Source organism: Nitratireductor sp. CH_MIT9313-5 (assembly GCF_037029545.1).
Lineage (GTDB): Bacteria > Pseudomonadota > Alphaproteobacteria > Rhizobiales > Rhizobiaceae > Chelativorans.
Window position 1 is genome coordinate 1 of sequence record NZ_JAYMER010000012.1, and the last position, 24,767, is coordinate 24,767.

Here is a 24,767-nt window from a genome sequence, read left to right on the forward strand (position 1 = left end):
CGCTCCTTGAAGGGCTACGATGAGCCAGAAATCCTCCTCTATCCGTTAAGCCGAAATTGTCTCATTGGTGCTGAACCCGGACAGCACCATGCTAACGGAGGCGGCTGCGCCACCTCCGTTTTGAGGTCAGGCCATGTTGGCAAGCACGTTCACGCTGCCTTCCTGATCGTGGATATCCACCACCACATTTCGCCCGGACCTGCGCAGGCCGACCGTGACGCGCGCGTCGCCAATGGTCAGACCCTTCAGCGTTACCTCTTCCAGAAATGACGGCAAGACCGGCCCATCGAAGGTTATGGTCTGTTCAGCCGGACTGAACTGCAGCCCAACACAGCTTTGCAGCATCGATAGTGGCGCGGCTGCCGACCAGGCCTGCGGTATGCAAGCCACCGGGTAGAATGTCGGCCCATGCGCTCTTTGGCGCGAGAAGCCGCAAAACAGTTCAGGCAATCTGCGTAAATCCACATAAGTCGAAGCGGCAAACATGCCCTCGAAGACGCGCATCGCCTTGTCCTGGAAGCCATAACGGGCAAACCCGGCTACAATCAGTGCATTGTCATGCGGCCAGATCGACCCGTTATGGTAGCTCATCGGATTGTAGCGCGCTTCGCCTGAAGCGATGGTGCGAACGCCCCAGCCACAGAAGGATGTTGCTCCCATCATCGTGTCGACAACCTGCTCCGCCCGCTCCGGGAATGCAATCCCGGTAAATAGGGCATGCCCGGCATTGGAAGAACGCACCCGGCAGGGACGCTTGTCGCCATCCAGCGCCAGAACGTAGGTACCCAATTCTTCGTCAAAGAAGGTCATGTCGAAGGTTTCGCGCAGCGTCACTGCTCGCGCCTCACAAGCCTGGGCGCGATCTGTAAGACCCAGTGCACGGGCAAGCTCCGCTGCCGCCTCCCAGGCCCCGAAAGCGTAGGCCTGAGCTTCGGCCAGTGCGATCGGCCCCTTCGCAAGCGTTCCGTCCTCATGAAAGATGGAATCGTGGCTGTCTTTCCAGCCTTGATTGGCCAGCCCCTCATCGGTCTGGCGCCCGTACTCGATGAAACCGTCGCCATCCCGGTCACCGTATTCGTCGATCCAGTGGAGGGCTGCCTCGATATTGGGCCAGATGCGCTTGATCAGCGAGAGGTCGTGGGTGCGTCGATAATAGGCGCCAGCCAGCATCACGAAGAGCGGCGTCGAGTCGATGCTGCCATAGTAGTGGCGGAAAGGCACCTCGCCGAGCTCCGCCATCTCGCCCTGGCGCACCTCGTGCAGGATTTTGCCCGGTTCCGAGTCCGCTTCCGCATTCACTTCTCTGGCCTGATGCGCCGCGAGATAGCTCAAGACGCCTTTCGCGATCGTCGGATCAAGCCAAAGTGTTTCCAGCGCCGTAATCAGGGCGTCCCGTCCGAAAAAAGTCGAAAACCACGGTATGCCCGCATAGGGGTAGGGGCCATGTGGCGTATCCGTGATCAGCATGTAGAGGTCGGAGACACTACGCCGCACAGCCTCGTTGAAGATTTCGTTCGAGGTCACGATGGCTGCTGCTCTGGACGCAGAGTTTCGCAGTTCCCGCCTGGCGCATCGGAGCGAGGTGAAAAAGCTTCGGCTGGCCGCCTGCTGCTCGCCTTCGGTGCTGCAACGCACTTCCATGAAGATCGATTTGCGTTCGCCCGGCTCAAGCTCGAAGGAATAGAGTGCTTCCTCCGCCGTGAGGCTGGTAGGATTGGGGTCAAAGCTCAATCGCGTGGTGCGCTTGCGCCTGTCCAGGCCGGTATAGCGTAGCCAGACGAGGTTCTCACCGATCTCGGGCTCATGATCGGTCCCTCGTTTCTCGCGTTTGCTGCCGCGAACCTCGAACAGGTCGGCGAAATCCGCCGAGAACTTGATCCCGATTGAAACCCGCTGGCGCCGTTCGTCATAATTGCGCACCACGATCCGCTCAAGGCACGAGCCCTGCCAGAGAAAGCGGGTACGGCGCAGATGCAGCAGATCATGCTCCAAGACCACCCGGCCATCGTCGTCGTAAAGGTCGGGATTGGTGAGGTCGCAGGTCAGGGTAGCGTTATCATCCCTGAGGGTGGAACTGAGGAGCAGGGGCCGCGCACCATCCACCGTCAGGTAGAGATGCGACAGGTGGCGTGTATCCCGATGGAAGACGCCTTCCGGGCTTCCGGGTCCGGAAAGCACGTCACCATTGTGATCGAAGACTGCGAATGTATCGCCATGCTTCAGGGTTCTGGGGCGTCGCTCCTGCAGGGAGGCTGCGGCGGGGATGAAAAATTGCGCAAGCTCCGGTGCCCCCGCATTACCCGGCAGATGGACATGCGAGAGCGTGGCCGCTTCAGCGGGCTTTGTCATGATCTCACTCCGCGTTCGTCATCAGGCTACGACCTGAAGGTCAGGCTGCTGCGGGCTCGTGATCAGCGGTGGCTGAACGCTTTGCCTGCGCAGCCCCGGTAAGGAACTATAGATGGACAGGTAATCTCTTGCCATGCGCTCTGCCGAAAAGCGCCGTTCAAATGTTTGCCGCACCACGCCACGGTCAAGTGCGTGCAGTCGTCCCGCAGCTGATATGGCTTCATCCATGTCCCTGACAATGAAACCCGAAACACCGTCATCAATGACCTCGGGAACGGCCCCGCAGGGGAAGGCAATGACAGGCGTTCCGCAAGCCATCGCCTCTATCATCACCAGGCCGAAAGGTTCTGGCCAGTCGATGGGAAACAGCAGCGCCCGTGCATTCCCGAGGAAGTCCGCCTTCTGATGCTCGTTGATCTCGCCGATGAACTCGACAAGGGGGCTGCTGGCCACAAGGGGCGCGATCATCTCGTCCCAATAGGCTTGGTCGGCCTTGTCCACCTTGGCTGCAATTTTCAGTGGGATGCCGGTCCGGTTGGCAATCTCGATGGCCCTGTCGGGACGCTTCTCAGGTGAGATCCGCCCGAGAAAGGCAAAATAATCCCCCTTCGGCTTGGCAGTGTAGGGCAGCAGGTCAAGCGGCAGGCCATGCAACACCGTGCCGGACCAGTTGACCGGCGGCATCGGTTTGCGCTGATCGTTACTGATCGAGACTAGGGGGATGTCAGGGTACGCCTGGTAGAAAGGTTTGAGATCCGGCAGGTCAAGCCGCCCGTGCAGGGTGGTAACCGTCCGATGCGCGAATTCCTTGATCAGCGGAAAATGCAGCAGATCGATATGGAAATGGAGAACATCGAATTCTTGAGCACGCCGCCGCACATGTTCCAGCATCATTATGTGGTAAGGCAAGGGATCACGGACGGCAGGGTTCAACCGCAATGCCATGTCGCAACAGGCCACGAGTTCTGCCGATGTGACCGAATCTCCGCTGGCGAAGAGCGTTACCTCATGGCCCTGTCGGACAAGCTCTTCGGTCAGGAATGACACGATGCGTTCCGTACCACCATAAAGCTTTGGCGGTACGCATTCGGCGAGGGGGGCAATTTGCGCAATCTTCATCCAATCAACTCCTGAGAAAGTATCGGCGAAGACCGCTTTGGGTCATGCCGCGCGTTTTCTTCTGTGTGCGAAGTCATGTCAGGCAGCTTCTGGTGCGGCTTCCCTCCTGTGCAGGTACGATGCCGAGGCGACCGGCATTGGTTTCGGCAAGCATGTCCGCTGCCGTGCCGCGCCTTGGCGCCGGCATGACATTTGCCCGACGAAAGCAACACACGAACGCATCATGCATCACCGAGCGGAGCGGAAATTCGCTCCTCATTCATTGATTTTCGAAAAAATTGGCAGGCTGGCTTTCAGTGCCAGCACGGAAGAACGCGCAGCTAGGGAAGAAGTTCCCGAAAAAACCCGCCAAGGCCACATGTTGCACAGCGCTTGAAACTGAAATGCCGAAGGCCCGTTACACTTGAGTATCAAGGAGTAGTTTTATGGCTCTGCTGACAGGCTTCATTCTGGTCCTTTTCCTGGGCATCTTTCATCACTACGCGCTGCGCAGTCTGGACCGGTTGAAGCGCAATGTGGGCGGTGCCGCGGATCTCACCCTCATAGTGATATTCAGCGGGTTGCTCGTCATCCACACGATCGAGATTCTGATCTTCGCCGGAATCTACGCCATGCTTCTTCCGCTGGAATGGACGGGTTCGCTTGAAGGCAGCTTTAGCGGCAGCGCCAATGACTTCATCTATTTTTCAGGAATCAATTATGCCACGCTCGGCTACACGCAGATCAAGACCGACGGCCCCATCCGCCTGATCAGCATGATGCAGTCGCTTGGTGGCTTTATGGTGCTCACATGGTCCGCGACATTCGTCTATGCGGCCTGGAGCGAGAAGTTCGGGACGAACAAGTAGTGAGGTGTTCGCGGAGGCCCGGCGTGTTCAGAAGCTGCGCGCCTCTCGCACGACCGCGGCGGCAACAAGGTTATCGATCTCGTCGCCGTCGAAACCGAAGGATGCAAGCACTTCCCGCGTATCGCCGCCAAGTTCGGGTGCGGGCAGTGAAACACTGCATGGTGTGCCCGAAAGCTTCACCGGGAAGCCCAACATGCGGATAGGGCCGTGGCTCGGCTGATCCACCTCGATCACCATTTCCTGCGCCTGTGCCTGTGGGTCTGCCAATGCCTCTTCCAAGTTCTGCACCTTCCCGCATGGCACACCTGCGGCATTGAGGCGCGAGATCCAATAATCCTGCGTTTGATGAGAAAGAGCCTGAGTGATCAGGTCAGTGAGTTCTGCCCTTTTTGCGAAGCGCTTCTCATTGGTATCGTAGCGCGGGTCATCCATCAGATGCCCAAGCTCGAGCGTGTCCAGGAACCGCTTAAGGATCACGTCATTGGACGGAGCAACGGCAATCTGGCCGTCTTTGGTTGCAAATAGCCCGTATGGCGCCACAAGCGGATGATCATTACCCGTTCGTTCCGGCAGCTTGCCCGTGGCCAGATGTTCTGATGCGAGATAGGCCATCATGCTGATCGCCCCATTCATCATGGCGGTCTCCACATGTTGGCCGACACCGTTCAGGTCACGAGCGCGAAGGGCGCTGACGATGCCGAAGGCGCAATAGAGGCCGGCAACAAGGTCGGTAATCGGCTGGGCAACGCGCATGGGCGGCGTGCCCTCCGCACCATTCACGCTCATCAGACCACTCATGGCCTGGGCGATAAAATCGAAGGCGGGGCGGTCGACATAGGGCCCGGTACTACCATAGCCGTTGATGCTGGCAGTAACGATCCTTGGGTTGAGTTCCTCAAGCCGCTTTTCGTCAAAACCCATCTTCGCCAGCACGCCTGGACGGAAATTCTCCACCAGCACATCGGCTTCGCGAATAAGGCGTTCCAGAACCTGCTTGCCCGCCTCGCTGTAAAGATCAAGCACCAGCGACTTCTTGTTTCGGTTGAAGCTCGCATAGTACCAGGAAAAACCGTCCTTGAGTGTGCCCTGAGCCCTTGTAGGATCACCCTTGGCAGTCTCGATCTTGATGACGTCAGCGCCCATGTCACCAAGCATCATCGTGCAGAACGGGCCCGACAGCACGCGTGTCAGATCGACGACGCGAATGCCCTCCAGCGGTCGGCGCATCTTAGACTTGTGCTCAACCATTAGCCGTGGCCACCGTATCCATGGAATGCGTCTTCAGGCGAGAACCGGCCTTCATGACCTGCCCTGGCAATGTGCGGCCAATAAGCGTCTCGGTTTGTTGTGCTGCTTCAAGCAGATGTTCCAGGTCGATGCCGGTGCCAACCCCGCATTCATGCAGCATGTAGACCAGGTCTTCAGTGGAGATGTTTCCCGTCGCGCGCGGCACGAAGGGGCAGCCGCCTAGGCCGCCGATGCTCGCTTCGAAACGGGTGATCCCCTCCAACAGCCCGGTATAGGCGCAGACAAGGCCCACACCGCGCGTGTTGTGAAAATGAAGCGTGACCTCCAGTTCAGGAACCGCCTCGCGCAGGGCGCGGCATCGCTCCTGGACAAGGGGAGGTGTGGCCATGCCGGTCGTGTCTCCGAGCGAGATCACGCGCATTCCCATTTCATGATAGGCCTTGGCAATCCTCACCACTTCCGCCACCGGCACTTCGCCTTCAAAGGGGCAGCCAAACGCGGTTGCGATCGCGCCCTGAACTGGCACGTCGGCCTGTGCGGCAAATGCGCAGATTTCTCTGAAACGCTCCAGCGATGTTTCCCGCGTGCAGTTGACGTTCTTCAGATTGTGACTTTCGGAGGCGGACATGAAGAGCACGAGCGCATCGACGCCGGCCTCGATGGCGCGTTCTGCCCCCTTCATATTGGGAACAAGCGTGGTGAATTGCGCGCCGGTGCTGCGATCCACGCCCCGCATGACCTCCTTCGCGTCGCGCAGCTGAGGTACGGCCCGGGGAGAGACAAAGGAGGTCGCCTCGAAATGGCGGATGCCCGCACCGACGAGATCATTGATCAGCTCGATCTTGCGCGCGGTGGGCACGAATTCAGGCTCCGATTGCAGCCCGTCACGTGGACCGACCTCTACGATATCCACGCGTTCCGGAAGTGGCGGATGAGCCTTTGGAGCCTGCTGCAATCTTTCTTCCTCCCGACTGATTGCCTTGGTCGACCATATTGGTATACCGTATGAGTAATGATGGTCAATGTGGGGTCAGGCGTTCGTAATGAGCGCATCATCGGGAGGAGCCTGATGGCCGACGAAGGGCAGGGAGATCAGCCGCTGGCGATGCGTGCATTGTCACGCATGCGCGGTGACATCCTGTCTCTCAAGCTGGCGCCTGGCGAGGTCACGTCCGAGCGGGCGCTTGAGCAGCTCTATGGTGTTTCACGCACGCCAATCCGCGAGGCCCTGAAGGCTCTCATTGGCGAAGGTCTGGTCATCCGCGCCGAACGAGGCTACGCCATCGCGCCATTTGATCTCGATCAGCTTGAAGAGATCTTCGAATATCGCGAGACCGTTGAAGATGCTGCCGTGCGACTGGCCTGTCAGCGCCGGTCCGATGATGCACTCGATGCCATTCGCGCCACGATCGATCGCGGGTTGAGCGAGTTCACGCCGGACAGCTGGTTCGAGGCGGGGCTCGATTTCCATGTCCAGCTTGCAGCCCTTTCAGGGAATCGCTTCCTGCGCGACGGCGTTCAGGATGCGGTGAACCGCACGATACGCGCCCGCTGGCTGGTTGCCAGCAGCGAGGAATCACGTGTCATCGCGCACAAGGAGCACAGCCAGATCATCGAACTTGTGCGCCAGCGTCGGGAGGACGAAGCCGCGGATGCTGTGAGACGCCATGGAAGGGAAGTGCATCGACAGATCGTTGAAGCGCTCGAAGCATCGCGTCGACTGTTCGGTGCAAGGGGGTTCGCGTCGTCAAAGGACGCGTGAAACCGGGTTCAACTGCAATGGGAGGAAAACATGAGAAAACTGTCCAGAATATTTGGAGCTGCGATCGTCTGGTCGTCACTGTCGGTTGCCGCAGCATCGGCTGCCGAATGCATTGCGCCCGCTGATCCGGGTGGTGGCTGGGACTTCACCTGCCGCACCATTGGCAAGATGCTCTACGACCTGGAGATCGTGCCTGATCCGATCCAGGTCACCAACATGCCGGGTGGCGTCGGGGCCGTTGCCTATTCCAAGGTGATGTCTGCACGCCCGGACGATGCGGACCTGCTCGTCGCCACATCCACGGTTGGTGTGACGCAGATCGCGCAGGGCAAATATCCAGCCGATACCTCGGTCATGCGCTGGGTAGCCATGCTCGGCACCGATGTGGGCGTGATTCTCGTACCGGCAGAATCCGAGCTGAAAACGCTTGATGATCTCGTTGCCAAGCTGAAAGAAGATCCTTCTTCCATCGCTTCGGCCGGCTCGTCCGGCGCAGGTGGCTGGGACCATATCCGCCTTTTGATGCTGGCCAAGGCTGCCGGTCTTTCGGGGGAAGACTACAAGAAGATCCGCTGGGTGCAGTTCGATGGCGGCAGCCCCGCCGTCACGCAGATGATGGGCGGCCAGGTCGATATCGTCTCGACCGATCTTGGCGAAATCGCCGGCTTTGTTGAATCCGGCGATGTGCGCATCCTCGCTGCACTTTCCGACGAGCGCATTCCCGCATTCCCCGATTCCCCGACGGCCAAGGAGCAGGGGCTAGACGTTACCGGCTACAACTGGCGCGGTTTCTATACCGGCGGTGAGGTCTCCGACGAAGCCTATGAGGAATGGGTGAGCCGTCTGGAAAAGCTCTACCAGACCGATGACTGGAAAGAGACCGCCAAGGGCAATGGCCTTGTTCCGGTCTGGCGCGGTGGCGCGGAGTTCAACGACTATGTCGCCGAACAGTCCGAGCAGATGCGTCAGATCTCCCAGGAGATCGGAGTCATCAAGTGACAGACCGTATTGTCGGCGCGCTGATACTTGCGCTGTCAATCTGGTACGGCATAACCGCGGGCAGCTACGAGGCAAGCTTCGGCGATCCTCTGGGGCCCGCGGCCTTTCCCATCATGCTGTCCATTCCGGCTGCAGTCTTGAGCCTCGCGCTCATCTTGCGGCCGGATGCCGAACCGAAATGGCCAAGCTTCTGGCCCATGATGCGCCAGGCTGCAGCCATCGCACTGCTTCTTGCCTACGCCGGCTTCCTCGAAGTGGTCGGCTTTCCACTGGCGACCTTCCTTGCGGTGACGCTTCTTGGACGTTTGTTGCAGACGACATGGCCGAAGGCCGCCATTTCCGGAGCCGTGATGAGCGCGGTGCTTTTCATTACGTTCGACTATTTGCTCGACCTGCCGCTTCCGCTACTCCCCGAATTCATGAGCTGAGACATGGGCTTTCTTGATGCGCTCCTGCAGGGCTTCGCAGTCGCGCTTACCCCGACGAACCTGCTTCTTGCGCTGTTCGGATGCTTCGCCGGCACCATCATCGGTGCACTTCCGGGGCTTGGTCCGGTCAATGGCGTGGCGATCCTCATCCCCCTGGCCTTTTCGCTGGGGCTGGAGCCAACCTCGGCACTGATCATGCTCTCCTGCATCTATTATGGCTGCATGTATGGCGGGCGCATCTCATCGATCATGCTCAACATCCCCGGCGACGAGCCTGCCATCATGACCACGCTGGACGGCTATCCGATGGCGCAGGCGGGCAAGGCTTCCGAAGCGCTGGGCATCTCGGCTGTCGCATCCTTTGCAGGCGCCACCTTCGCCACCCTGGGGCTGACGCTATTTGCGCCGCTGCTGGCGAAAGCTGCGATCCATTTCGGACCGGCCGACTACTTTGCCCTTTATGTTCTGGCCTTTGCCACCATTGGCGGCATCACTTCGGTCAATCCGTTCAAGACGCTTCTTGCGGCTTTTCTCGGGCTCATGGTGGCGAGTGTCGGGCTTGATCCGGCTACAGGAACGCCCCGTTACACATTCGGCTCCTATCATCTCTATGACGGCTTCGATCCCATCGTTGCCATTGTCGGCCTCTTCGCCATCAGCGAGGTGCTGGTCTATCTGGAAAGGCTGAACTTTTCCGATGCACGCATGGTCCCGCTGGGCCGTGCGCTGCCAAGGCTCAAGGATCTGCTTTCCGGCGGATGGGCCAATCTCCGCGGGTCGGTGATTGGTTTTGTCTGCGGCATCCTACCCGGCGCCGGTGCCTCGCTCGGTGCATTCATGTCCTATATTTTCGAGCAGCGCTGGAGCGCGCGCGACGGCAAGTTCGGCAAGGGCGACCCGCGCGGCATTGCCGCTCCGGAGGCCGGCAACAATGCCGCTTCGGGCGGCGCGCTCATCCCAATGCTGACTTTGGGCGTGCCCGGTAGTGGCACGACCGCCGTGATGCTGGCACTGCTGATCTCGCTCAACATCCAGCCCGGGCCGTTGCTGTTCGATCGCCAGCCCGATCTGGTCTGGGGCCTGATCGCCGCACTGTACATCGCCAATATCGTTCTTTTGGTGATGAACATTCCGATGATCGGGCTCTTCACGCGCATGCTGGCGATGCCGCAATGGATCCTCATGCCTTTCGTGGTGATGGTCAGTTTCCTGGGGGTCTATTCCATCAGCCACTCCACCTTCGATCTCTTTGTCATGGTGGCCTTTGGCGTGATTGGCTACATCTTGCGTCTGATCGGGATTTCGCTGGTGCCCATAATACTCGGTCTCCTGCTTGGAGCCGACATGGAAAACAATCTGCGTCGCGCGCTATCCATCTCCAACGGAGACTTCACCTTCCTGTTTCAAAGCCCGATAGCAATGGGGCTTTATGCGCTGACCGCTACCATGCTCACCATCGCGCTTGTACTTTCCTTCCGCAGGTCCGGGAAGGCAGAAAACGCCTGAGGAGACAGCTCGCCAAGTCTGCAAATCAAGTAAAAAGCGGTTCCTGAAGATCAAGAAGCTGCGAAAATGCCTTTTTTTCGCCGCTTCATTTTCAAGCTGCTGTCGAATTGACTGTGCAAAAGCCCCGCATCCAGAACATCAGAAATAAGGGGTTCGCGAATGACGCGATCAATGGCGAGCATGTTGCTCGCTTTGGGGCTGCTGTGCACTGCATTCAATCCTCAGGAAGCCTTCGCACGAACTGCATCACTGTCGCAGGCGCAAGACGAAGGAACGTTTAGAAGCTACAAGAAAGAAATCGAGTGCCTGGCAAAGGCAATCTATTTTGAGGCGCGGGGAGAACCAAAGGCCGGTCAGAAGGCAGTGGCCCGCGTTATCCTCAACCGCGTCGAAAGCGAGTACTATCCGGACACCGTCTGCGATGTGGTCTACCAGAATGACCACATGAAAAACGCATGCCAGTTCTCGTTTGCCTGTGACAACATTCCCGACAGGATCAACGAGCCGCGAGCATATGAGACGGCCGACGAGGTTGCGCGCTCCATATTCGAATGCGCAGCCAAAGAGTGTGATGCGGGTCAGCCGCTGGCAAGGTCAACACACTATCACGCTGACTTCGTCCTCCCCCGATGGGCAAAAAAGCTGGAACGCACGGGGCAGATCGGTCGGCACATATTCTATTTTACGGCATCCATGTAAGGGCCCGGGAAACTGTGCCATCACATGAACGCGAAATCCGGCATCTCTCTCATCGCTCGGATTCTGCGACCCAACTGTGTAAGTTGGAAAATGTTCCAGGCGGCGACCTGAAAAAATTCAGGTCGCCCCTCCCACCTCACGAAGCCCGCGTTGTAGTCGCGCTGTGACGCCGCGCTTCTACACCACCGCGGCATCTGCCATCAGGCTTTGAAGTGCCTCATAGGCAGCAAGTACCGTACGCGTCTGCGCTTCATGGGCGAGCCGGAAGGCGTCACCATAGATGGTTTCATCCGGATACTCGGTAATGAGTGTCATCGGCGGTCCGTGGCGGTCGACTTCGGTAATTGTTACGGGGAAGCCGTTCAGGACCTCGAATTGCAAGGTCCCGGCGTGAGTTTCGTAGAGCTTGATCTGCGCTTCGTTGAAAGCGACGAGCCCGGGCACTTTCGCAAGCTCCAACGTCACATTCTCAAGCAGCTGGCGCATGCGATCTGCCCATCCCGTCCTGTGACGCGCAATCAGGAAAAAGCCCTTCGGCACGGTCCACATCTCGAAGCCACGCGGAATGTAGCCGGTCAGCGGACGCGTCCACTCATGGGAGGGATAGCCGTGCAGATTGACGTGTAACGCTGCCTGCGTGCGCGAGAAAGCTTCCAGACGAATGGCTTTCTCGTAGAATGGCTCGGTCTCTCGATATTCCATGTCGTCGCCAAGCGCTGTGTAGCGAGCGGCGTGTTGCATGTGATGCGGCTGGCTCTGGCAGAGCGTATAGTGCAAGGCATAGCCGTCCGGGTTCTCCAGCGGAGACACGGTAAAATGCGCGTCTTCCCGCTCGCAAAGCAGCACGGCTCCGCGCAGCGCCCCGGCGACGCCGGAGATTTCGTTCGGGTGTTGCCCGCCGCTCAGCATGATTGGGTGGTCAGTCCCGCTTATATAGCGCGCCGGAACGGTACGGCCGGAAGGAGAGACCACTTCGAAAGCCTCTCCGCCGATCCGGGCAAGGGTTTCTTCGATCATGGCCACCGAAAAAGGTCCCTCGGCCTCGTGCAGCTTCTGCGTCGGCCATCGGGCGACGTCTCTGGTCAGCGGGCGGGTCTCTACTTTCACTGACGGAGGTCCGTCGCCTGCCGATATTACCGGTATGATCTGCCCCGGCTGCAGCCCCCGCGATCCAAGCGGCCGACCGGATTTCTTCTGGAAGAGTTCGAGCAGTGAGAAATAGAAATCCTCGTGCATCGCCTCATGCAGGCTGATCGCCTCCTCGCCGACCGGCAGCCGCTGGTCCGCACCCGGCATGGAAACATGGATGTGAAGCGCGTCGAAGTAGGGTTCTTCTTCGCGCCATGGGTGAGCATCAATGGCGGAGATCGTCTCAAGAAAGAGGCGTTCGAAATCAGTCTCCAGTGCCTCGTCAATGTTGCGGCCATCTGGATGGCGCAGGCGCAGCCAACCACAGGGCGAAAGCAGTTCTTCACCAATGTGATCTTCTGCAAGTCTGTTCGGCGTGAAAGCGATATGCTGCGACACCGCACCATCGACTGAAGTGATCTCGACGCCATATTCCAACGGGCCATCGACCGGCCCCGGAGCGAAAACGATTTCAGCGTCACCGACCATACCGGCAAGCGGGTAAGCTTCCAGCAGGAAGCGCTGTTCGGCTGCAGCAGAGCTTACCGGATAGGTGACGGTAATGCGCGCGGCATCCGGCATCACTTCTTCCAGGAAGAAGTGCACCAGCGGCTTGTAGGCGCTGTGCAGCCGCGCCGTCACACCGGCTGCAGTCAGATGCTTTTCGGCCGCGCGGCGCGCTGCCTCATCCTCGAAGAGCCAGGCCTCCAGCTCCGCACCCCGCCACGCATCATTGGCATATTCGGCGACCAGGCGATCAAGCGTGCGGTCAAATGTTTTTTCGAAGATCACGCTCATGTTTCGGTACGTCCCGTCGGATCAAGGAGATCGCGCAGCCAGTCGCCAAGAAGGTTCAGGCCGAGCACCGTGAACAGGATGGCAAGACCGGGAAATACGCTGACCCACCATGCGTTCTGCAGATAGGTTCGGCCGTCGGCAAGCATGCCGCCCCAGCTCGGGATCGTCGGATCCACGCCCAGGCCGAGAAAGGTGAGGGAGCTTTCCAGAAGGATGTTCGTGGCCACGTTCAGCGTCATCAGGACGATGACCGGCCCGGCAAGATTCGGCAGCAGATGCTGGAATAGGATCTTGAAGTCCCGAACGCCGATCGCCTTCGCCGCGTGGATGAACTCTCGGTCATTGAGCGAGAGCACCGCGCCGCGCACGAGGCGGGCATACTGAACCCATTGCGACAAGATGAGCAGGATGATGGTGTTGGCGATCCCGCCGCCCACTATGGCGATGAAGGTGATGGCGAGAAGGATGAACGGCAGCGCCAGCTGTACATCGGCAAAGCGCATGACAATCATGTCCCAGAAGCCGCGATAATAGCCCGAGATCAACCCCATGACGACGCCTACAATGACCGCCCCGGCAACCGAGGCGAAGCCAACCAGAAGCGAGATCTTGCCGCCCGTAACCACGCGCGCAAGCACATCGCGGCCAAGCGGGTCCGTACCGAGAATATGCGTCCAGTCGGTGAACGGTTTCGTCAGTCGCGCTGCGAGATTGATCTGCTCGCCGCCATCGGGAAAGAGCAGTGGTGAAAGCAGGACCGCGATTGTCATCGTGCCGGCAAGGAGAATGCCTAGAATGAACTCGATGTTCTTGAAGTGACGCAAACGCGAAACAGCCTGTGTCATGAGTGCGTCCTTTCTATCGGTTGCGAATGCGCGGGTCGACGAGCCCATAGGCGATATCAACCAGCAGGTTGACACCTATGATCAGCAGCGAAAGCACGGTGATGACGGCCTGCAGCACCGGATAGTCACGGCCAGCCACCGCATCAAAGGCAAGCGTGCCGAGGCCCGGCCAATTGAACACGCGCTCGATGACGACGATGCCGCCGAGAAGTCCACCAAACTGAAGGCCGAAATAGGTGATCAGTGGAATGGCGCAATTTCGCAGCGCGTGCTTGTAGAGCACCTTGGTCTCGCTCAAGCCCTTTGCGCGTGCCACCTGGATATATTGCGAGCGCAGGGTCTCAAGCATGGCGGTGCGCACAAGCCGCACATTGGTGGCAGTGAGGATGACGCCCATCGTGACTGCCGGCATGATGAAACTGGCAAACCCGCCCATGCCTGAAGGCGGCAGCCATTGCAGCATGATGGAAAACACCAGCACGAGCATGATTGCCAGCCAGAAATTGGGAAATGAGAGACCGACGAGGGACAGGATGCGGATGACCTGATCAGCAGTCTTGCCCTTGTTCACTGCCGCATGAATGCCCAGCGGTATGGAAATGGCAATCGACACCAGCATGGACGAAAGGGCAAGCGCCAGCGTGGCAGGAAGAGCTTTGGAGATGAGCAGGGAAACCGAAGTTCCGCCAAGGAAACTGCGACCGAAATCGCCGACGAACAGTCCTGCGATGAAATCCCAGTACTGGGAGATGAACGGCTCGTTGAGGCCGAGCGCCTCGCGGATATTTGCCAGATCCTCTTCTGTCACGCAGCCCGCGCCCTGAGAGAGCATGAGTGCCGGATCGCCGGTCAGGCGGATGGCGAACGACACCGTGAGCGTGACGACGACCACGACGAACACCGCCTGCAGGATGCGCTTGAGAAGAAAACTGGCCACCAGAGTCTCCGGGAAAATGAAATCGCGTCGCCGTAAGAGTGCTTGCGGTTCGCGTCAGGTTCTTCGGGTGCGGGGGCAGCGTGCCGCCCCCGCAGTTCATGCCCGTGAGAGGACTATTCGACCTCAACCTCGTCGAGGCGCATGCGGCTGTCAGGCGGTGCGACGAAATTCTTCACACGCTTGTTGACGCCATAGAGCGCATTGAGGTTGTAGAGCGGCATTTCAAGCGCACGGTCGGCTGCGTAACGCGCAATTTCCTGCAACACCTTTTCGCGCTTTTCTGCGTCGATCATCGGGCGCTGCGATTCCAGAAGCGCGTCGAGCTCCTCGTCGCTGTCATACGGATTCCAGCGCTCGCCTGTGTGGTACATCAGGTAGGCAGTGTTGTCGTAATCGAGCGTCCAGCCGCCCCAGCTTTGCTGGAACATTTCGCCGGTCTTGCCCTGCGGAATGATGTCGTTGAGCAGAACATTCGTCTCATAGGGCTTGATGGTGGCGTTGAGCCCGACCATCTGCAGGTAACTTGCAACCGCCTGGGTGACTTCGCCGAAGGTTGCGTCATTGCCGCGAATGTCGATCTGCACTGGTGCCCCGGCAGCCACTAAGGCTTCCTTCAGAAGCTCCTTTGCCTTTGCCTGATCGAATGGCAGCGGCTCCATTTCCGGATCATAACCGAAGGACAGTTCCGACTGGAAAGACGCGATCTGCTTGGCATGACCACCGAGAACGGCGTCGATGATGGCCTTGCGGTCGACAGCCATGATCATCGCCTTGCGCACGCGCTCATCGGCGGTGATGCCATTGCCGGTGTTGAAGCGCAGGGCATAGACCGTCGGGCTGGTGACGGAGCGGATTTCGAGCTTGTCATCCGCCTCGATGGTGGGAACCATGGAGATCGGTATGGTCGGCGGGATGACGATGTCGACACGACCGGCCTGCAGCTCGGCAACGGCGGTGGCCGGCTCCGAGATGAAGCGGTACTCGACGGCGTCGAGCTTCGGTGCTCCGCCCCAGTGATCGGCAAAGGCTTCAAGCTTCACGCCGACCTTTGGTTCATAGGAGGTCGGGGGAAGCTTTCGGGGTGGACCTTGTCGCTCTATTTGGGCCGCTACAGCTTGGATTGTGGATGCTGCAGGTGCGCCCCTGTCGCGGCCTTCGTGCTTTAGCTCAACGCCGCGCGTAACGAACGCCGCACGGGTCATAAATAAAGCGTTATGGAAGCGTGGTTTTTTGCTGATAATAATTAACCCACACTATATGCGGAAGGGGGCTCAAAGCTACCGTAATGCATAGTCTGTAGGTGTTGGTCACAGACCCACCATCCCATGAGTCGGAGCCTTGTGCTTCCTTAAGGCTGTCCTTCAAGCCACCTACTTGGAATCAAAAGACCAGCTCAACGCTCCCACTTCGACCCTCAGCTACCACCAACCTTCAGGCAATGCATGAGGGGGACCGTGAGGCGAGGAGGGAGGGAGAGGTGGAAGGAGGCCGACCGACTAGGAGGCTTGGTGGGAGCATAGGGGATAGCATGTGGCTTGGACGCTAGACACACACGATGCCACGCACCAGGGACCACATCGGTGGCCTTGTGTCTGATTACTGGGTCTACAGGGGCGCCAGTTCTCCGCGCTCCAGCCCAACTTGAGATTGTCGAGCAGAAGCACCATGCCAAGGGCCATTTGCGTCAGCCGTGGTGTGTCTCCGAGTAGCCAGCCAGCGCGAATGTGATGAAGGCGGAACACACCGCTAGCACAAACAAGGCGTCCCGTTCCGTCACTCGAGCATCCTTCTCTTCCAAAAGGGGGTGGCGAATTCCCGGCTCATCACTTGCGTATCCGTAAAGTTTCTCCAAAGCCGACCGGAATGACCCATGCATCGGATTTCGTTTCTCGAGTTCTCTGAGCGCATCCGAGAACTTCGCCTTTCCAGTTAGCAACCGCACAACGGATTCTACAGCGTGGATACTCTCACGCACACTTCCCGCATAGTCGCCTTTCGTAAGATGTGAGCCCGCAGCGACCAAATGTGCCCTCGCCGGTTCGCGGTTGCCCACGCGCAAGTTTTCAATGGCATCCGCGTACGCCTGTGCTTCCTCCTTGGATGCCACCGGCACGATGGAGTGGCCATCTAGGACGCGGTATGCTGCCCGTTCGGCGGTGAGTGCTCTCTCCACCTCTTTCAGAAAATGCTGCTCGCGCATCTCGCGGAGGAACCACTCCACGGTGCCGAGCAGTTTGCCGTATCCTTCGTCTTGAAATATTGGTTTAAATGCGCGTTCGACCCACCACGTCCGGTAGTCGATTTCGTCTGCCATGACACCCCGAACCTCGACGAGATAACGTGTCACAAAGGGGGCAAGCGGGCTTCTTATCTCGTTGCTGTATTCGGTATATTTGTGTCGATGAATAAGATTGAAAAACGCCGACCAAAGACGCGCCCGTAGCGTTTTCGTAACTTCACCGACCTTCAATTGAGAAGGCAAAGGAACAAGCCCCTCGGCCTGCTCAAAGGTCAGTAGCCTTCTGTCCAGTTTCATTTGCTCAGTCATCGACCCGATGCTCATTTCTTCCCCAACAACCGCAGTATCGCACGATTCGAGAGGTCAAAAAAAGCAAGGCTTATTGGGGCACCGCCTTGGGGCACCGTCAGCTAAACATCTCACAGATATTCTTTATCGTTCAGTGGGTTGTGTGAGGCAAAAAAAACTGGCGGAGAGAGAGGGATTCGAACCCTCGATACGGTTGCCCGTATACACGCGTTCCAGGCGTGCGCCTTCAACCACTCGGCCACCTCTCCGCAGATCCGACGCGCCATCAAATGGCTGTGTCGGCGACGCATATGGCGCGTCCGGGAGGTCATCTAGTCGAAAAGACGGCTCGTGCCAAGACGTCTTTGCGACATTTCCTTGTCAGATGCACGAAATGATGCCTGTCTGCTGCTGCCCGATTGTCTTGAAGCGCCAGCAGGCCTATCTGTTGGGTATGGTAATAGTTGGGTAGGCATCCAATGCGGTTCGTTCTTCATGTCATGTCGCTGATTGCGCTGGCAATTGCCGTCATAATGGCAGTGGTGGATGCAACGCGCTCGATCGCGACAGCCGAATGGACCTTTACGCCGTTGATGCAGAGCTGGCAGGCGAAATTCCCGAAGATGCTGAGTGGCATCGAAAGCTATTTCACGCAAAACGGACCGGCTGTCATATGGGATCCGGGCATGATCTTGCTGCTGAGCCTGCCCGGTTGGCTCGTTTTCGGCGTGTTGGCCGGGCTTCTTCATCTCGCTTCCCGGCCACCACGGCGCATGCGCGGCATGGCGGCCGAGCAGTTCTAGCCGCTGCACCCAATACCAGGCCGCCCCAAGGCGGATGAAGGAGAACGTCATGTTTTTTCTCAATGATCTTCTATCGCGCAAGAGCAAGATGCCTGCGCCCGAAGAGGCTCTGGCCGGGCGCGAGGCGCCGATCCCGACTTCCACCCACCATTATGTGAACGGCAATCCGCTCAAGGGACCGTGTCCCGACCATCTTGAGGTCGCCTATTTCGGCATGGGCTGCTTCTGGGGTGCCGAGCGCTTGTTCTGGCAGGTGCCAGGTGTCTGGGTAACGGCAGTGGGCTATGCTGGCGGCTACACGCCCAATCCCACCTATCGCGAAACCACCACCGGCATGACCGGGCACGCGGAGATCGTGAAGGTGGTTTTTGACCCGGGCGAGGTCTCCTATGACGCCTTGTTGAAGCTCTTCTGGGAGGAGCATGACCCCACCCAGGGCATGCGGCAGGGCAATGATGTGGGGACCACCTATCGCTCGGCAATCTACACAACCAGCCCCGAACAGGCTGAAGCGGCACGCGCAACGCGCGACGCCTATCAGCAGGCGCTGAACAAGTCCGGCGGCGGCAAGATCACGACCGAGATCCGTGAGGCACCGGAATTCTTCTATGCCGAGGAAGAGCACCAGCAATATCTGGCAAAGAATCCTGGCGGCTATTGCGGGTTAAAGGGAACGGGCGTCACCTGTCCGGCGCCGACTTCTGCACCGGCTGGGAAATGATCATCGCGCAATAAAATTCCGCGTGAATTTTACAACCACCCGTGCAACAGTAATGCCAGAGCGGGAGCTTAAACCCGCCTGCAGCGGGCTTTCGCCCGTTCCTGAAGATGTAACCGACAGGGTGTGGATCACATGAAGCGTATTGTTCTCGGCCTTCTGGCTGCAACCGCATTGACCGGCTCAGCCATGGCGCAGGAGGAGTTCTCTCCCGCGCTGCTGTTCGATCTGGGCGGCAAGTTCGACAAGTCCTTCAACGAAATGGCCTATATGGGCGCCGAGCGTTTCAAGGAAGAAACCGGCGTCGAATATGCCGAGTTCGAAATCTCCAACGATGCGCAGCGTGAGCAGGCGCTCCGCCGCTTCGCCGAGCGCGGCCACAACCCGATCGTGATGGCAGGTTTCACCTGGGTGGAGTATCTCAACAAGGTTGCTCCGGAATATCCGGACGTGGACTTCACCATCATCGACGACAAGGTTGACCAGCCGAATGTGCGTTCGGTCACCTTCAAGGAGCAGGAAGGCTCCTATCTCGTCGGTCTGCTTGCAGCCATGGCCTCCGAAACTGGTACGATCGGTTTTGTCGGTGGCATGGAAGTGCCGCTTATCGGCAAGTTCGAATGCGGCTATGTGGGTGGCGCAAAGGCTGCAAATCCGGATGTGACCGTTATCCGCAACTATACCGGCGACACGCCTTCGGCCTGGAATGATCCGACCAAGGGCGGCGAGATCACCCGCACCCAGATCGATCAGGGCGCTGACGTGGTCTACCACGCAGCCGGCGGCACCGGTGTCGGCGTTCTTCAGGCAGCAGCTGATGCCGGCAAGCTTGGCATTGGTGTCGATTCCAACCAGAACGCGCTCCATCCCGGCAGTGTCCTGACCTCCATGGTCAAGAAGGTTGATGTCGCCGTCTATGACTCCTTCATGGACGCCAAGAATGGTGAATTCGATTACGGCGTGCAGAATGTCGGTCTGGCAGAAGATGCAGTCGGCTATGCTCTCGATGAGCACAATGAAAGCCTCATCACGGACGAGATGAAGAAGGCAGCCGAGGACGCAAAAGCCAAGATCATCGCCGGTGAAATCGAGGTTCACAACTTCCTCGACGACAACAGCTGCCCCTATTGGTAAGCTTCATCTGAACCTTTCGGAAAAGGGCCGCTTGCGGCCCTTTTTCAGTTTTGGCAGGCAGTGCCTGCATCCCCAAATGTCTCGCGAGGCCTCGATGTCTGATATCACCCCTGTACTTTCGGCTCTGGACGACAATCTGGACAGCAGTCTGGAGCGTCTGTTCGCGCTCCTGTCCATTCGCTCCATCTCCACGGACCCCGCTTTCGCGGATGAGTGCCGCAAGGCGGCGAACTGGTTGGTGGATGATCTGAAGTCAATCGGGTTTGACGCCAGCCTGCGCGAGACGCCGGGACACCCCATGGTCGTGGCGCACCATGACGGCGAGGGGCCGCATGTGCTCTTCTACGGTCATTATGACGTGCAGCCGGTGGACCCGCTGGAGCTGTGGGAGGATGATCCCTTCGAGCCTGCGCTGAAGGAGGTGGAGCCCGGCCGCAAGATCATCACCGGTCGCGGAGCCTCGGACGACAAGGGGCAGCTCATGACCTTCGTGGAAGCCTGCCGCGCATACAAATCGGTTCATGGTAAGCTTCCATGCAAGATCTCCATCCTGTTCGAAGGCGAGGAAGAGTCCGGTTCGCCCTCGCTCAAGCCATTCCTTCAGGCGCATGCTGAGGAGTTGAAGGCCGACTTCGCGCTGGTTTGCGACACGGCCATGTGGAACCGTGAAACGCCCGCCATCTGCGTTGGTCTTCGCGGTCTCGTGGGCGAGGAAATCACGGTCAAGGCTGCAGACCGCGATCTGCATTCCGGCTTCTTTGGTGGCGCGGCTGCCAATCCGATCCGCATCCTTTCCAAAATCCTCGCCGACCTTCATGACGAGAACAATGCGGTGACCATCCCCGGCTTCTATGACGGCGTGGAAGAGACCCCGGCTAATGTTCTGGAAAGCTGGAACGGCTTGGGGCAGGGCGCAAAAGAAATGCTGGGACCCATCGGCCTGTCGGAGCTCTCCGGTGAAAAGGGGCGAACTGCCCTCGAACTCGTATGGGCTCGTCCGACAGCCGAGTTCAACGGTATCGAAGGCGGCTATACCGGCGACGGTTTCAAGACAGTCATTGCCGCGGAAGCTCGGGCGAAGGTGTCTTTCCGGCTCGTGCATCGCCAGGACCCCGACAAGATCCGCGCTGCTTTCCGCAAATTCGTCGAGGAGCGTGTGCCCTCCGACTGTTCGGTTGAGTTCCACCCGCATGGCGGTTCGCCGGCTATCCAGCTCTCCTATGATTCTCCGCTGGTCACGACCGCACAGGCCGCACTCAGCGAGGAGTGGAGCACGGATGCGGTGACGATCGCCATGGGTGGTTCGATCCCGATAGTGGGAGACTTCCAGCGCCTTCTGGGCATGGATTCGCTTCTGGTCGGCTTTGGCCTTTCGGATGACCGTATCCACTCGCCGAATGAGAAATACGAGCTCTCATCCTTCCACAAGGGACAGCGCTCCTGGGCGCGCATCCTGAAGGCGCTGGCGCAGAATGCCGTCTGACACGCCTCACATTCTGGCTGAAGAGGGTGACGTCCGCGTCATCCTCGCGACCCCGAATGACGCGCAAAGCGTGCTCGCGCTGCAGGATCTGCTGTTTCCCGGAGATCCAAATGCACTGCCTGCCGACAGGTTTGGCGACGTCATCGCACACGAAGCGAACACGGTTCTGGTCGCACGCCGCAATGATGCTGTTTTGGGCTTTTTGGTATTGCGTGACCGCGGTCTGAGGCCGTGGACCGGGGTGGATTTCGTTGGCGTTGCGCCGGAAGCACAGGGGAAGGGTGTTGGCGCGCTTCTGGTCAAGGCAGGCTGCAAGGCAGCGCGCCGACCGGTAATCCGGCTCTTTGTCCATCCCGATAATCACCGCGCCCAAAGCCTTTACACACGCCTGGGCTTCCGCCAAACCGGAACACGCAAAGACAATTACGCAGACGGTGCCGATGCCATCATCATGATGAAATGGCTTGGGCCCCGCAGCTTCAGACGAGACAGAGACAGAAAAGAATGACCATCCGCTTCCACCGCAACGACCTGCCGGACCTTTCCAACTACGATGTTGAGGCGGTGGCTATCGATACCGAAACACTCGGTCTCAACCCGCTGCGCGACCGTCTCTGCGTTGTGCAACTGTCACCGGGCGACGGAACCGCGGATGTGGTGCAGATCGACAAGGGGCAGCGCGAGGCGCCGAATCTGCAGAAGCTTCTGGGTGACAAGAATATCACCAAGCTCTTCCACTTCGCGCGCTTCGATCTTGCCGTGCTCTATCACACCTTCGGAGTGATGCCGGACCCGGTCTTCTGCACCAAGATCGCGTCCAAGCTCACCCGCACCTATACGGATCGCCACGGCCTGAAGGACATCTGCAACGAGCTTCTGGGCGTCAGCATTTCCAAGCAGCAGCAGTCTTCCGACTGGGCGGCTGAGAAGCTTTCGCCCGAGCAGCTCGAATATGCGGCATCTGACGTGCTTTATCTTCACGGTCTTCGTGATGCGCTGAAATTCCGGCTGGCCCGCGAGGAGCGCAGCCAAGAAGCCGAAGCCTGCTTCCGCTTCCTGCCGACACGTTCCAAGCTCGATTTGATGGGCTGGGACGAGCAGGACATCTTCGCCCATAGCTAAGGGCGACAAGCCGTAGTTCACAACCGGTTGCCGCTCATAATTATGTCTTAAGAGCCCCTTAAGTCCGCAGGCCTATTTTCAGGCAAATTGTTCCCGTTCGCTTTCCGTGTACCCGGAAGGCGGAACGGGATTGCGGGACGGGAGCTCATGGCAAAGGCGACGCGCAGGAGACGCATCGAACCGGTATTTGATGCCGCCCCCGGCGAAGACCGGGGCGACACGCTGCGCGCTAGCGAAAGCGACCGGGTGGTGCCGAACCGCAAACGCAGGACAAAGGCGGCAAAACCGGCACAGAAACGCAAGAAGGCAGGACGTCCGACACGCAGAAAGACGCGCGGTTTTTCCTTTTTCGGGCTTATCCGCGGTGCGGTCTATTGGGGGTTGGTTCTGGCTCTTTGGGGCGGCATCGCAGGTGTCGGCGTGGTTGCCTGGTATGGCGCACGCATGCCAGCCGCCACCACCTGGTCCATTCCCGACCGCCCGCCCAATGTGAAGATACTTTCCAACAGCGGCGACCTGATTGCCAATCGTGGCATGACAGGCGGCGAGGCGGTAGGCCTGCATGAGATGTCGCCGCATATTCCGCAGGCTGTCATTGCCATTGAGGACCGGCGGTTCTACTCCCATTTCGGTGTCGATCCGATCGGCTTGGCGCGTGCGATGGCTGAAAATCTCATGGCAGGAAGAATTTCGCAGGGCGGTTCCACGCTGACGCAGCAGCTTGCCAAGAACCTCTTCCTGAAGCCGGACCGCACGATCGAGCGTAAGGTGCAGGAGGTGCTTCTCGCCGTATGGCTTGAGCGCAAGCACACCAAGGCGCAGATACTCGAAATGTATCTGAACCGCGTCTATTTCGGCTCCGGCGCCTATGGCGTGGAAGCAGCTTCGCGGCGCTATTTCAACAAACCCGCAAGCCAGGTCACGCTTTCCGAAGCGGCCCTTCTTGCCGGTCTCCTCAAGGCTCCCTCGCGGCTCTCTCCCGCTCGCGACCCGCAGGCGGCGGAAGCACGGGCGCAGGTGGTGTTGGCTGCGATGCGCGATCAGGGCATGATCGGCGACAGCGAGCTTGCCGCAGCGATGAGCGCTCCGGCAACACGGGCGGCGGCCTACTGGACCGGCTCGGAGCACTATGTTGCCGACAAGGTGATGGAGGACTTGCCGGGTATCATCGGAGACGTGAAGGAAGATGTCATCGTTGAGACGACGGTCGACCTAACGCTCCAGAAATTCGCCGAGGATTCCATCCGCAACCTGATCCGTGAACAGGGTGAGGCGCATCAGGTAAGCCAGGGTGCACTGGTCTCCATAGACGCCTCCGGCGCGGTACGCGCGATGGTGGGCGGATATGACTATGCCAACAGCCAGTTCGACCGCGCGTCCGAGGCAAAGCGCCAGCCCGGCTCCGCCTTCAAGCCCTTCGTATATATGGCCGCAGTCGAGAATGGTCTGACGCCATTCAGCGTTCGCAATGACGCACCGGTTCGTTTCGGCAAGTGGCAGCCGAAGAACTACAAGGACAAGTATTACGGCCCAATCACCATTTCCGAGGCGCTCGCCCGCTCGCTCAATTCCGTAGCGGCACAGCTTGCAATGGAAGTCGGACCGGCAGCCGTGGTGGAAGTGGCGCACAGATTGGGCATCGAATCCGAGCTGAACGCAAACGCCTCTATCGCCCTTGGAACATCAGAGGTCACCCCGTTGGAGCTGACCGCCGCCTATGTGCCCCTTGCAAATGGCGGATACCGGCCCGAGGTCCACTTCATCCAGCGCGTGATCACAGAAGACGGCGAAGTGCTGTATGACCGCCAGCTCAAGCCGCTTCCGCGTGTCGCAAGCGACGAGGTGGTCGGCATGATGAACCACATGATGGCCGACACGGTGAAATATGGCTCTGCACGCAAAGCCGATTTCGGCTGGCCGGCTGCAGGCAAGACCGGCACCACGCAGGAATCGCGTGATGCCTGGTTTGTTGGTTACACCGCCAATCTCGTGACAGGCGTCTGGTTCGGCAATGACAGCAATGCGCCAACAAAGGCTTCCGGAAGCTCCCTTCCTGTCGAGGCTTGGCGTGCATTCATGGAAAAGGCCCATCAGGGTATCCCGGTTTTCCCGCTGCCGGGGGAATGGGATCCCAATTCCCGCACGCCTCAGCCGCAGATCGCCGTCGGCAACGGGGATATACCGCCGGTCGTTCCATCTTCGGGAGGAGGTCCCGTGCCTCCGGCCGGCATGGGCGAGAGCGGCGGCAAGAAATCGCTTCTGGACATCCTGCTCGGCAATTGATCCTCTCGCATTTATGAGCGCGAGGCTCTAC

21 protein-coding genes, 1 tRNA gene and 1 pseudogene are annotated in these 24,767 nt (G+C 59.1%); 13 read left to right on the forward strand and 10 right to left on the reverse strand.

Annotated features, from left to right (window positions below):
• Window positions 1-126: 126 nt before the first annotated feature.
• Window positions 127-2,349, reverse strand: coding sequence for an amylo-alpha-1,6-glucosidase (locus WA367_RS06865; protein ID WP_336056060.1), 2,223 nt, complete (start codon window positions 2,347-2,349; stop codon window positions 127-129).
• A 21-nt stretch (window positions 2,350-2,370) separates the two neighbouring features.
• Window positions 2,371-3,468, reverse strand: coding sequence for a glycosyltransferase family 4 protein (locus tag WA367_RS06870; protein WP_336056061.1), 1,098 nt, complete (start codon window positions 3,466-3,468; stop codon window positions 2,371-2,373).
• A gap of 425 nt (window positions 3,469-3,893) precedes the next feature.
• Here WA367_RS06870 and WA367_RS06875 point away from each other — a divergent pair, with 425 nt between their 5' ends.
• Window positions 3,894-4,316 carry an ion channel gene (locus WA367_RS06875; protein ID WP_336056062.1) on the forward strand — a complete coding sequence of 141 codons (423 nt, stop codon included), beginning with the start codon at window positions 3,894-3,896 and terminating at the stop codon, window positions 4,314-4,316.
• 27 nt (window positions 4,317-4,343) lie between these two features.
• Here WA367_RS06875 and WA367_RS06880 read toward each other — a convergent pair whose 3' ends face one another.
• Entirely contained in the window at window positions 4,344-5,543 is a 1,200-nt protein-coding gene (locus WA367_RS06880; protein ID WP_336056063.1) for a CaiB/BaiF CoA transferase family protein, read from the reverse strand.
• Window positions 5,544-5,556: 13 nt separating this feature from the next.
• Entirely contained in the window at window positions 5,557-6,519 is a 963-nt protein-coding gene (locus tag WA367_RS06885; protein WP_336056064.1) for a hydroxymethylglutaryl-CoA lyase, read from the reverse strand.
• A 114-nt stretch (window positions 6,520-6,633) separates the two neighbouring features.
• On the opposite strand from WA367_RS06885, the gene WA367_RS06890 reads away from it, so the two are divergent.
• The 5 genes from WA367_RS06890 to WA367_RS06910 all read left to right on the forward strand — a co-directional run bounded on the left by WA367_RS06890 (window position 6,634) and on the right by WA367_RS06910 (window position 10,958).
• The gene (locus WA367_RS06890) at window positions 6,634-7,326 is read left to right on the forward strand and encodes a GntR family transcriptional regulator (protein ID WP_336056065.1); all 693 of its coding nucleotides are present in this window, start codon (window positions 6,634-6,636) and stop codon (window positions 7,324-7,326) included.
• Between the two features lie 30 nt (window positions 7,327-7,356).
• Window positions 7,357-8,325 carry a Bug family tripartite tricarboxylate transporter substrate binding protein gene (locus WA367_RS06895; RefSeq protein WP_336056066.1) on the forward strand — a complete coding sequence of 323 codons (969 nt, stop codon included), beginning with the start codon at window positions 7,357-7,359 and terminating at the stop codon, window positions 8,323-8,325.
• Window positions 8,322-8,753 carry a tripartite tricarboxylate transporter TctB family protein gene (locus tag WA367_RS06900; RefSeq protein ID WP_336056067.1) on the forward strand — a complete coding sequence of 144 codons (432 nt, stop codon included), beginning with the start codon at window positions 8,322-8,324 and terminating at the stop codon, window positions 8,751-8,753. The genes WA367_RS06895 and WA367_RS06900 overlap by 4 nt, the downstream gene beginning before the upstream one ends.
• 3 nt (window positions 8,754-8,756) lie before the next feature.
• Window positions 8,757-10,259, forward strand: a complete 1,503-nt coding sequence (locus WA367_RS06905; RefSeq protein WP_336056068.1) for a tripartite tricarboxylate transporter permease — start codon at window positions 8,757-8,759, stop codon at window positions 10,257-10,259.
• A gap of 159 nt (window positions 10,260-10,418) precedes the next feature.
• Window positions 10,419-10,958: a cell wall hydrolase gene (locus WA367_RS06910; RefSeq protein WP_336056069.1), complete on the forward strand. Its 540-nt coding sequence runs from the start codon at window positions 10,419-10,421 to the stop codon at window positions 10,956-10,958.
• A 177-nt stretch (window positions 10,959-11,135) separates the two neighbouring features.
• On the opposite strand, the gene WA367_RS06915 is transcribed toward WA367_RS06910, so the two are convergent.
• The 6 genes and pseudogenes from WA367_RS06915 to WA367_RS06940 form a co-directional block, all read right to left on the reverse strand.
• Window positions 11,136-12,884, reverse strand: coding sequence for a peptidase M14 (locus tag WA367_RS06915; RefSeq protein ID WP_336056070.1), 1,749 nt, complete (start codon window positions 12,882-12,884; stop codon window positions 11,136-11,138).
• Window positions 12,881-13,729, reverse strand: coding sequence for an ABC transporter permease (locus WA367_RS06920; protein WP_336056071.1), 849 nt, complete (start codon window positions 13,727-13,729; stop codon window positions 12,881-12,883). The genes WA367_RS06915 and WA367_RS06920 overlap by 4 nt, the downstream gene beginning before the upstream one ends.
• 13 nt (window positions 13,730-13,742) lie before the next feature.
• Entirely contained in the window at window positions 13,743-14,666 is a 924-nt protein-coding gene (locus WA367_RS06925) for an ABC transporter permease (protein WP_336056072.1), read from the reverse strand.
• A 113-nt stretch (window positions 14,667-14,779) separates the two neighbouring features.
• Window positions 14,780-15,727 (reverse strand): annotated as a pseudogene (locus tag WA367_RS06930) (ABC transporter substrate-binding protein); the annotation flags it as partial.
• A gap of 623 nt (window positions 15,728-16,350) precedes the next feature.
• Window positions 16,351-17,229 (reverse strand): AbiJ-NTD4 domain-containing protein, encoded by an 879-nt coding sequence (locus WA367_RS06935; RefSeq protein WP_336056073.1) that lies wholly within the window; start codon window positions 17,227-17,229, stop codon window positions 16,351-16,353.
• Window positions 17,230-17,372: 143 nt separating this feature from the next.
• Window positions 17,373-17,462: transfer RNA gene (locus tag WA367_RS06940), tRNA-Ser, on the reverse strand.
• 210 nt (window positions 17,463-17,672) lie between these two features.
• Here WA367_RS06940 and WA367_RS06945 point away from each other — a divergent pair.
• The 7 genes from WA367_RS06945 (at window position 17,673) to WA367_RS06975 (ending at window position 24,736) form a co-directional block, all read left to right on the forward strand.
• Window positions 17,673-17,996 (forward strand): hypothetical protein, encoded by a 324-nt coding sequence (locus WA367_RS06945; RefSeq protein WP_336056074.1) that lies wholly within the window; start codon window positions 17,673-17,675, stop codon window positions 17,994-17,996.
• A gap of 49 nt (window positions 17,997-18,045) precedes the next feature.
• The gene (gene msrA / locus WA367_RS06950; protein WP_336056075.1) at window positions 18,046-18,717 is read left to right on the forward strand and encodes a peptide-methionine (S)-S-oxide reductase MsrA; all 672 of its coding nucleotides are present in this window, start codon (window positions 18,046-18,048) and stop codon (window positions 18,715-18,717) included.
• Window positions 18,718-18,849: 132 nt separating this feature from the next.
• Window positions 18,850-19,848 carry a BMP family lipoprotein gene (locus WA367_RS06955; RefSeq protein WP_336056076.1) on the forward strand — a complete coding sequence of 333 codons (999 nt, stop codon included), beginning with the start codon at window positions 18,850-18,852 and terminating at the stop codon, window positions 19,846-19,848.
• A gap of 94 nt (window positions 19,849-19,942) precedes the next feature.
• Window positions 19,943-21,331, forward strand: a complete 1,389-nt coding sequence (locus tag WA367_RS06960) for a dipeptidase (protein WP_336056077.1) — start codon at window positions 19,943-19,945, stop codon at window positions 21,329-21,331.
• Window positions 21,321-21,839, forward strand: coding sequence for a GNAT family N-acetyltransferase (locus WA367_RS06965; protein WP_336056078.1), 519 nt, complete (start codon window positions 21,321-21,323; stop codon window positions 21,837-21,839). The genes WA367_RS06960 and WA367_RS06965 overlap by 11 nt, the downstream gene beginning before the upstream one ends.
• Window positions 21,836-22,453, forward strand: a complete 618-nt coding sequence (locus WA367_RS06970; RefSeq protein ID WP_336056079.1) for a ribonuclease D — start codon at window positions 21,836-21,838, stop codon at window positions 22,451-22,453. The genes WA367_RS06965 and WA367_RS06970 overlap by 4 nt, the downstream gene beginning before the upstream one ends.
• A 147-nt stretch (window positions 22,454-22,600) precedes the next feature.
• Window positions 22,601-24,736 (forward strand): transglycosylase domain-containing protein, encoded by a 2,136-nt coding sequence (locus tag WA367_RS06975; RefSeq protein ID WP_336056080.1) that lies wholly within the window; start codon window positions 22,601-22,603, stop codon window positions 24,734-24,736.
• Window positions 24,737-24,767: the final 31 nt, after the last annotated feature.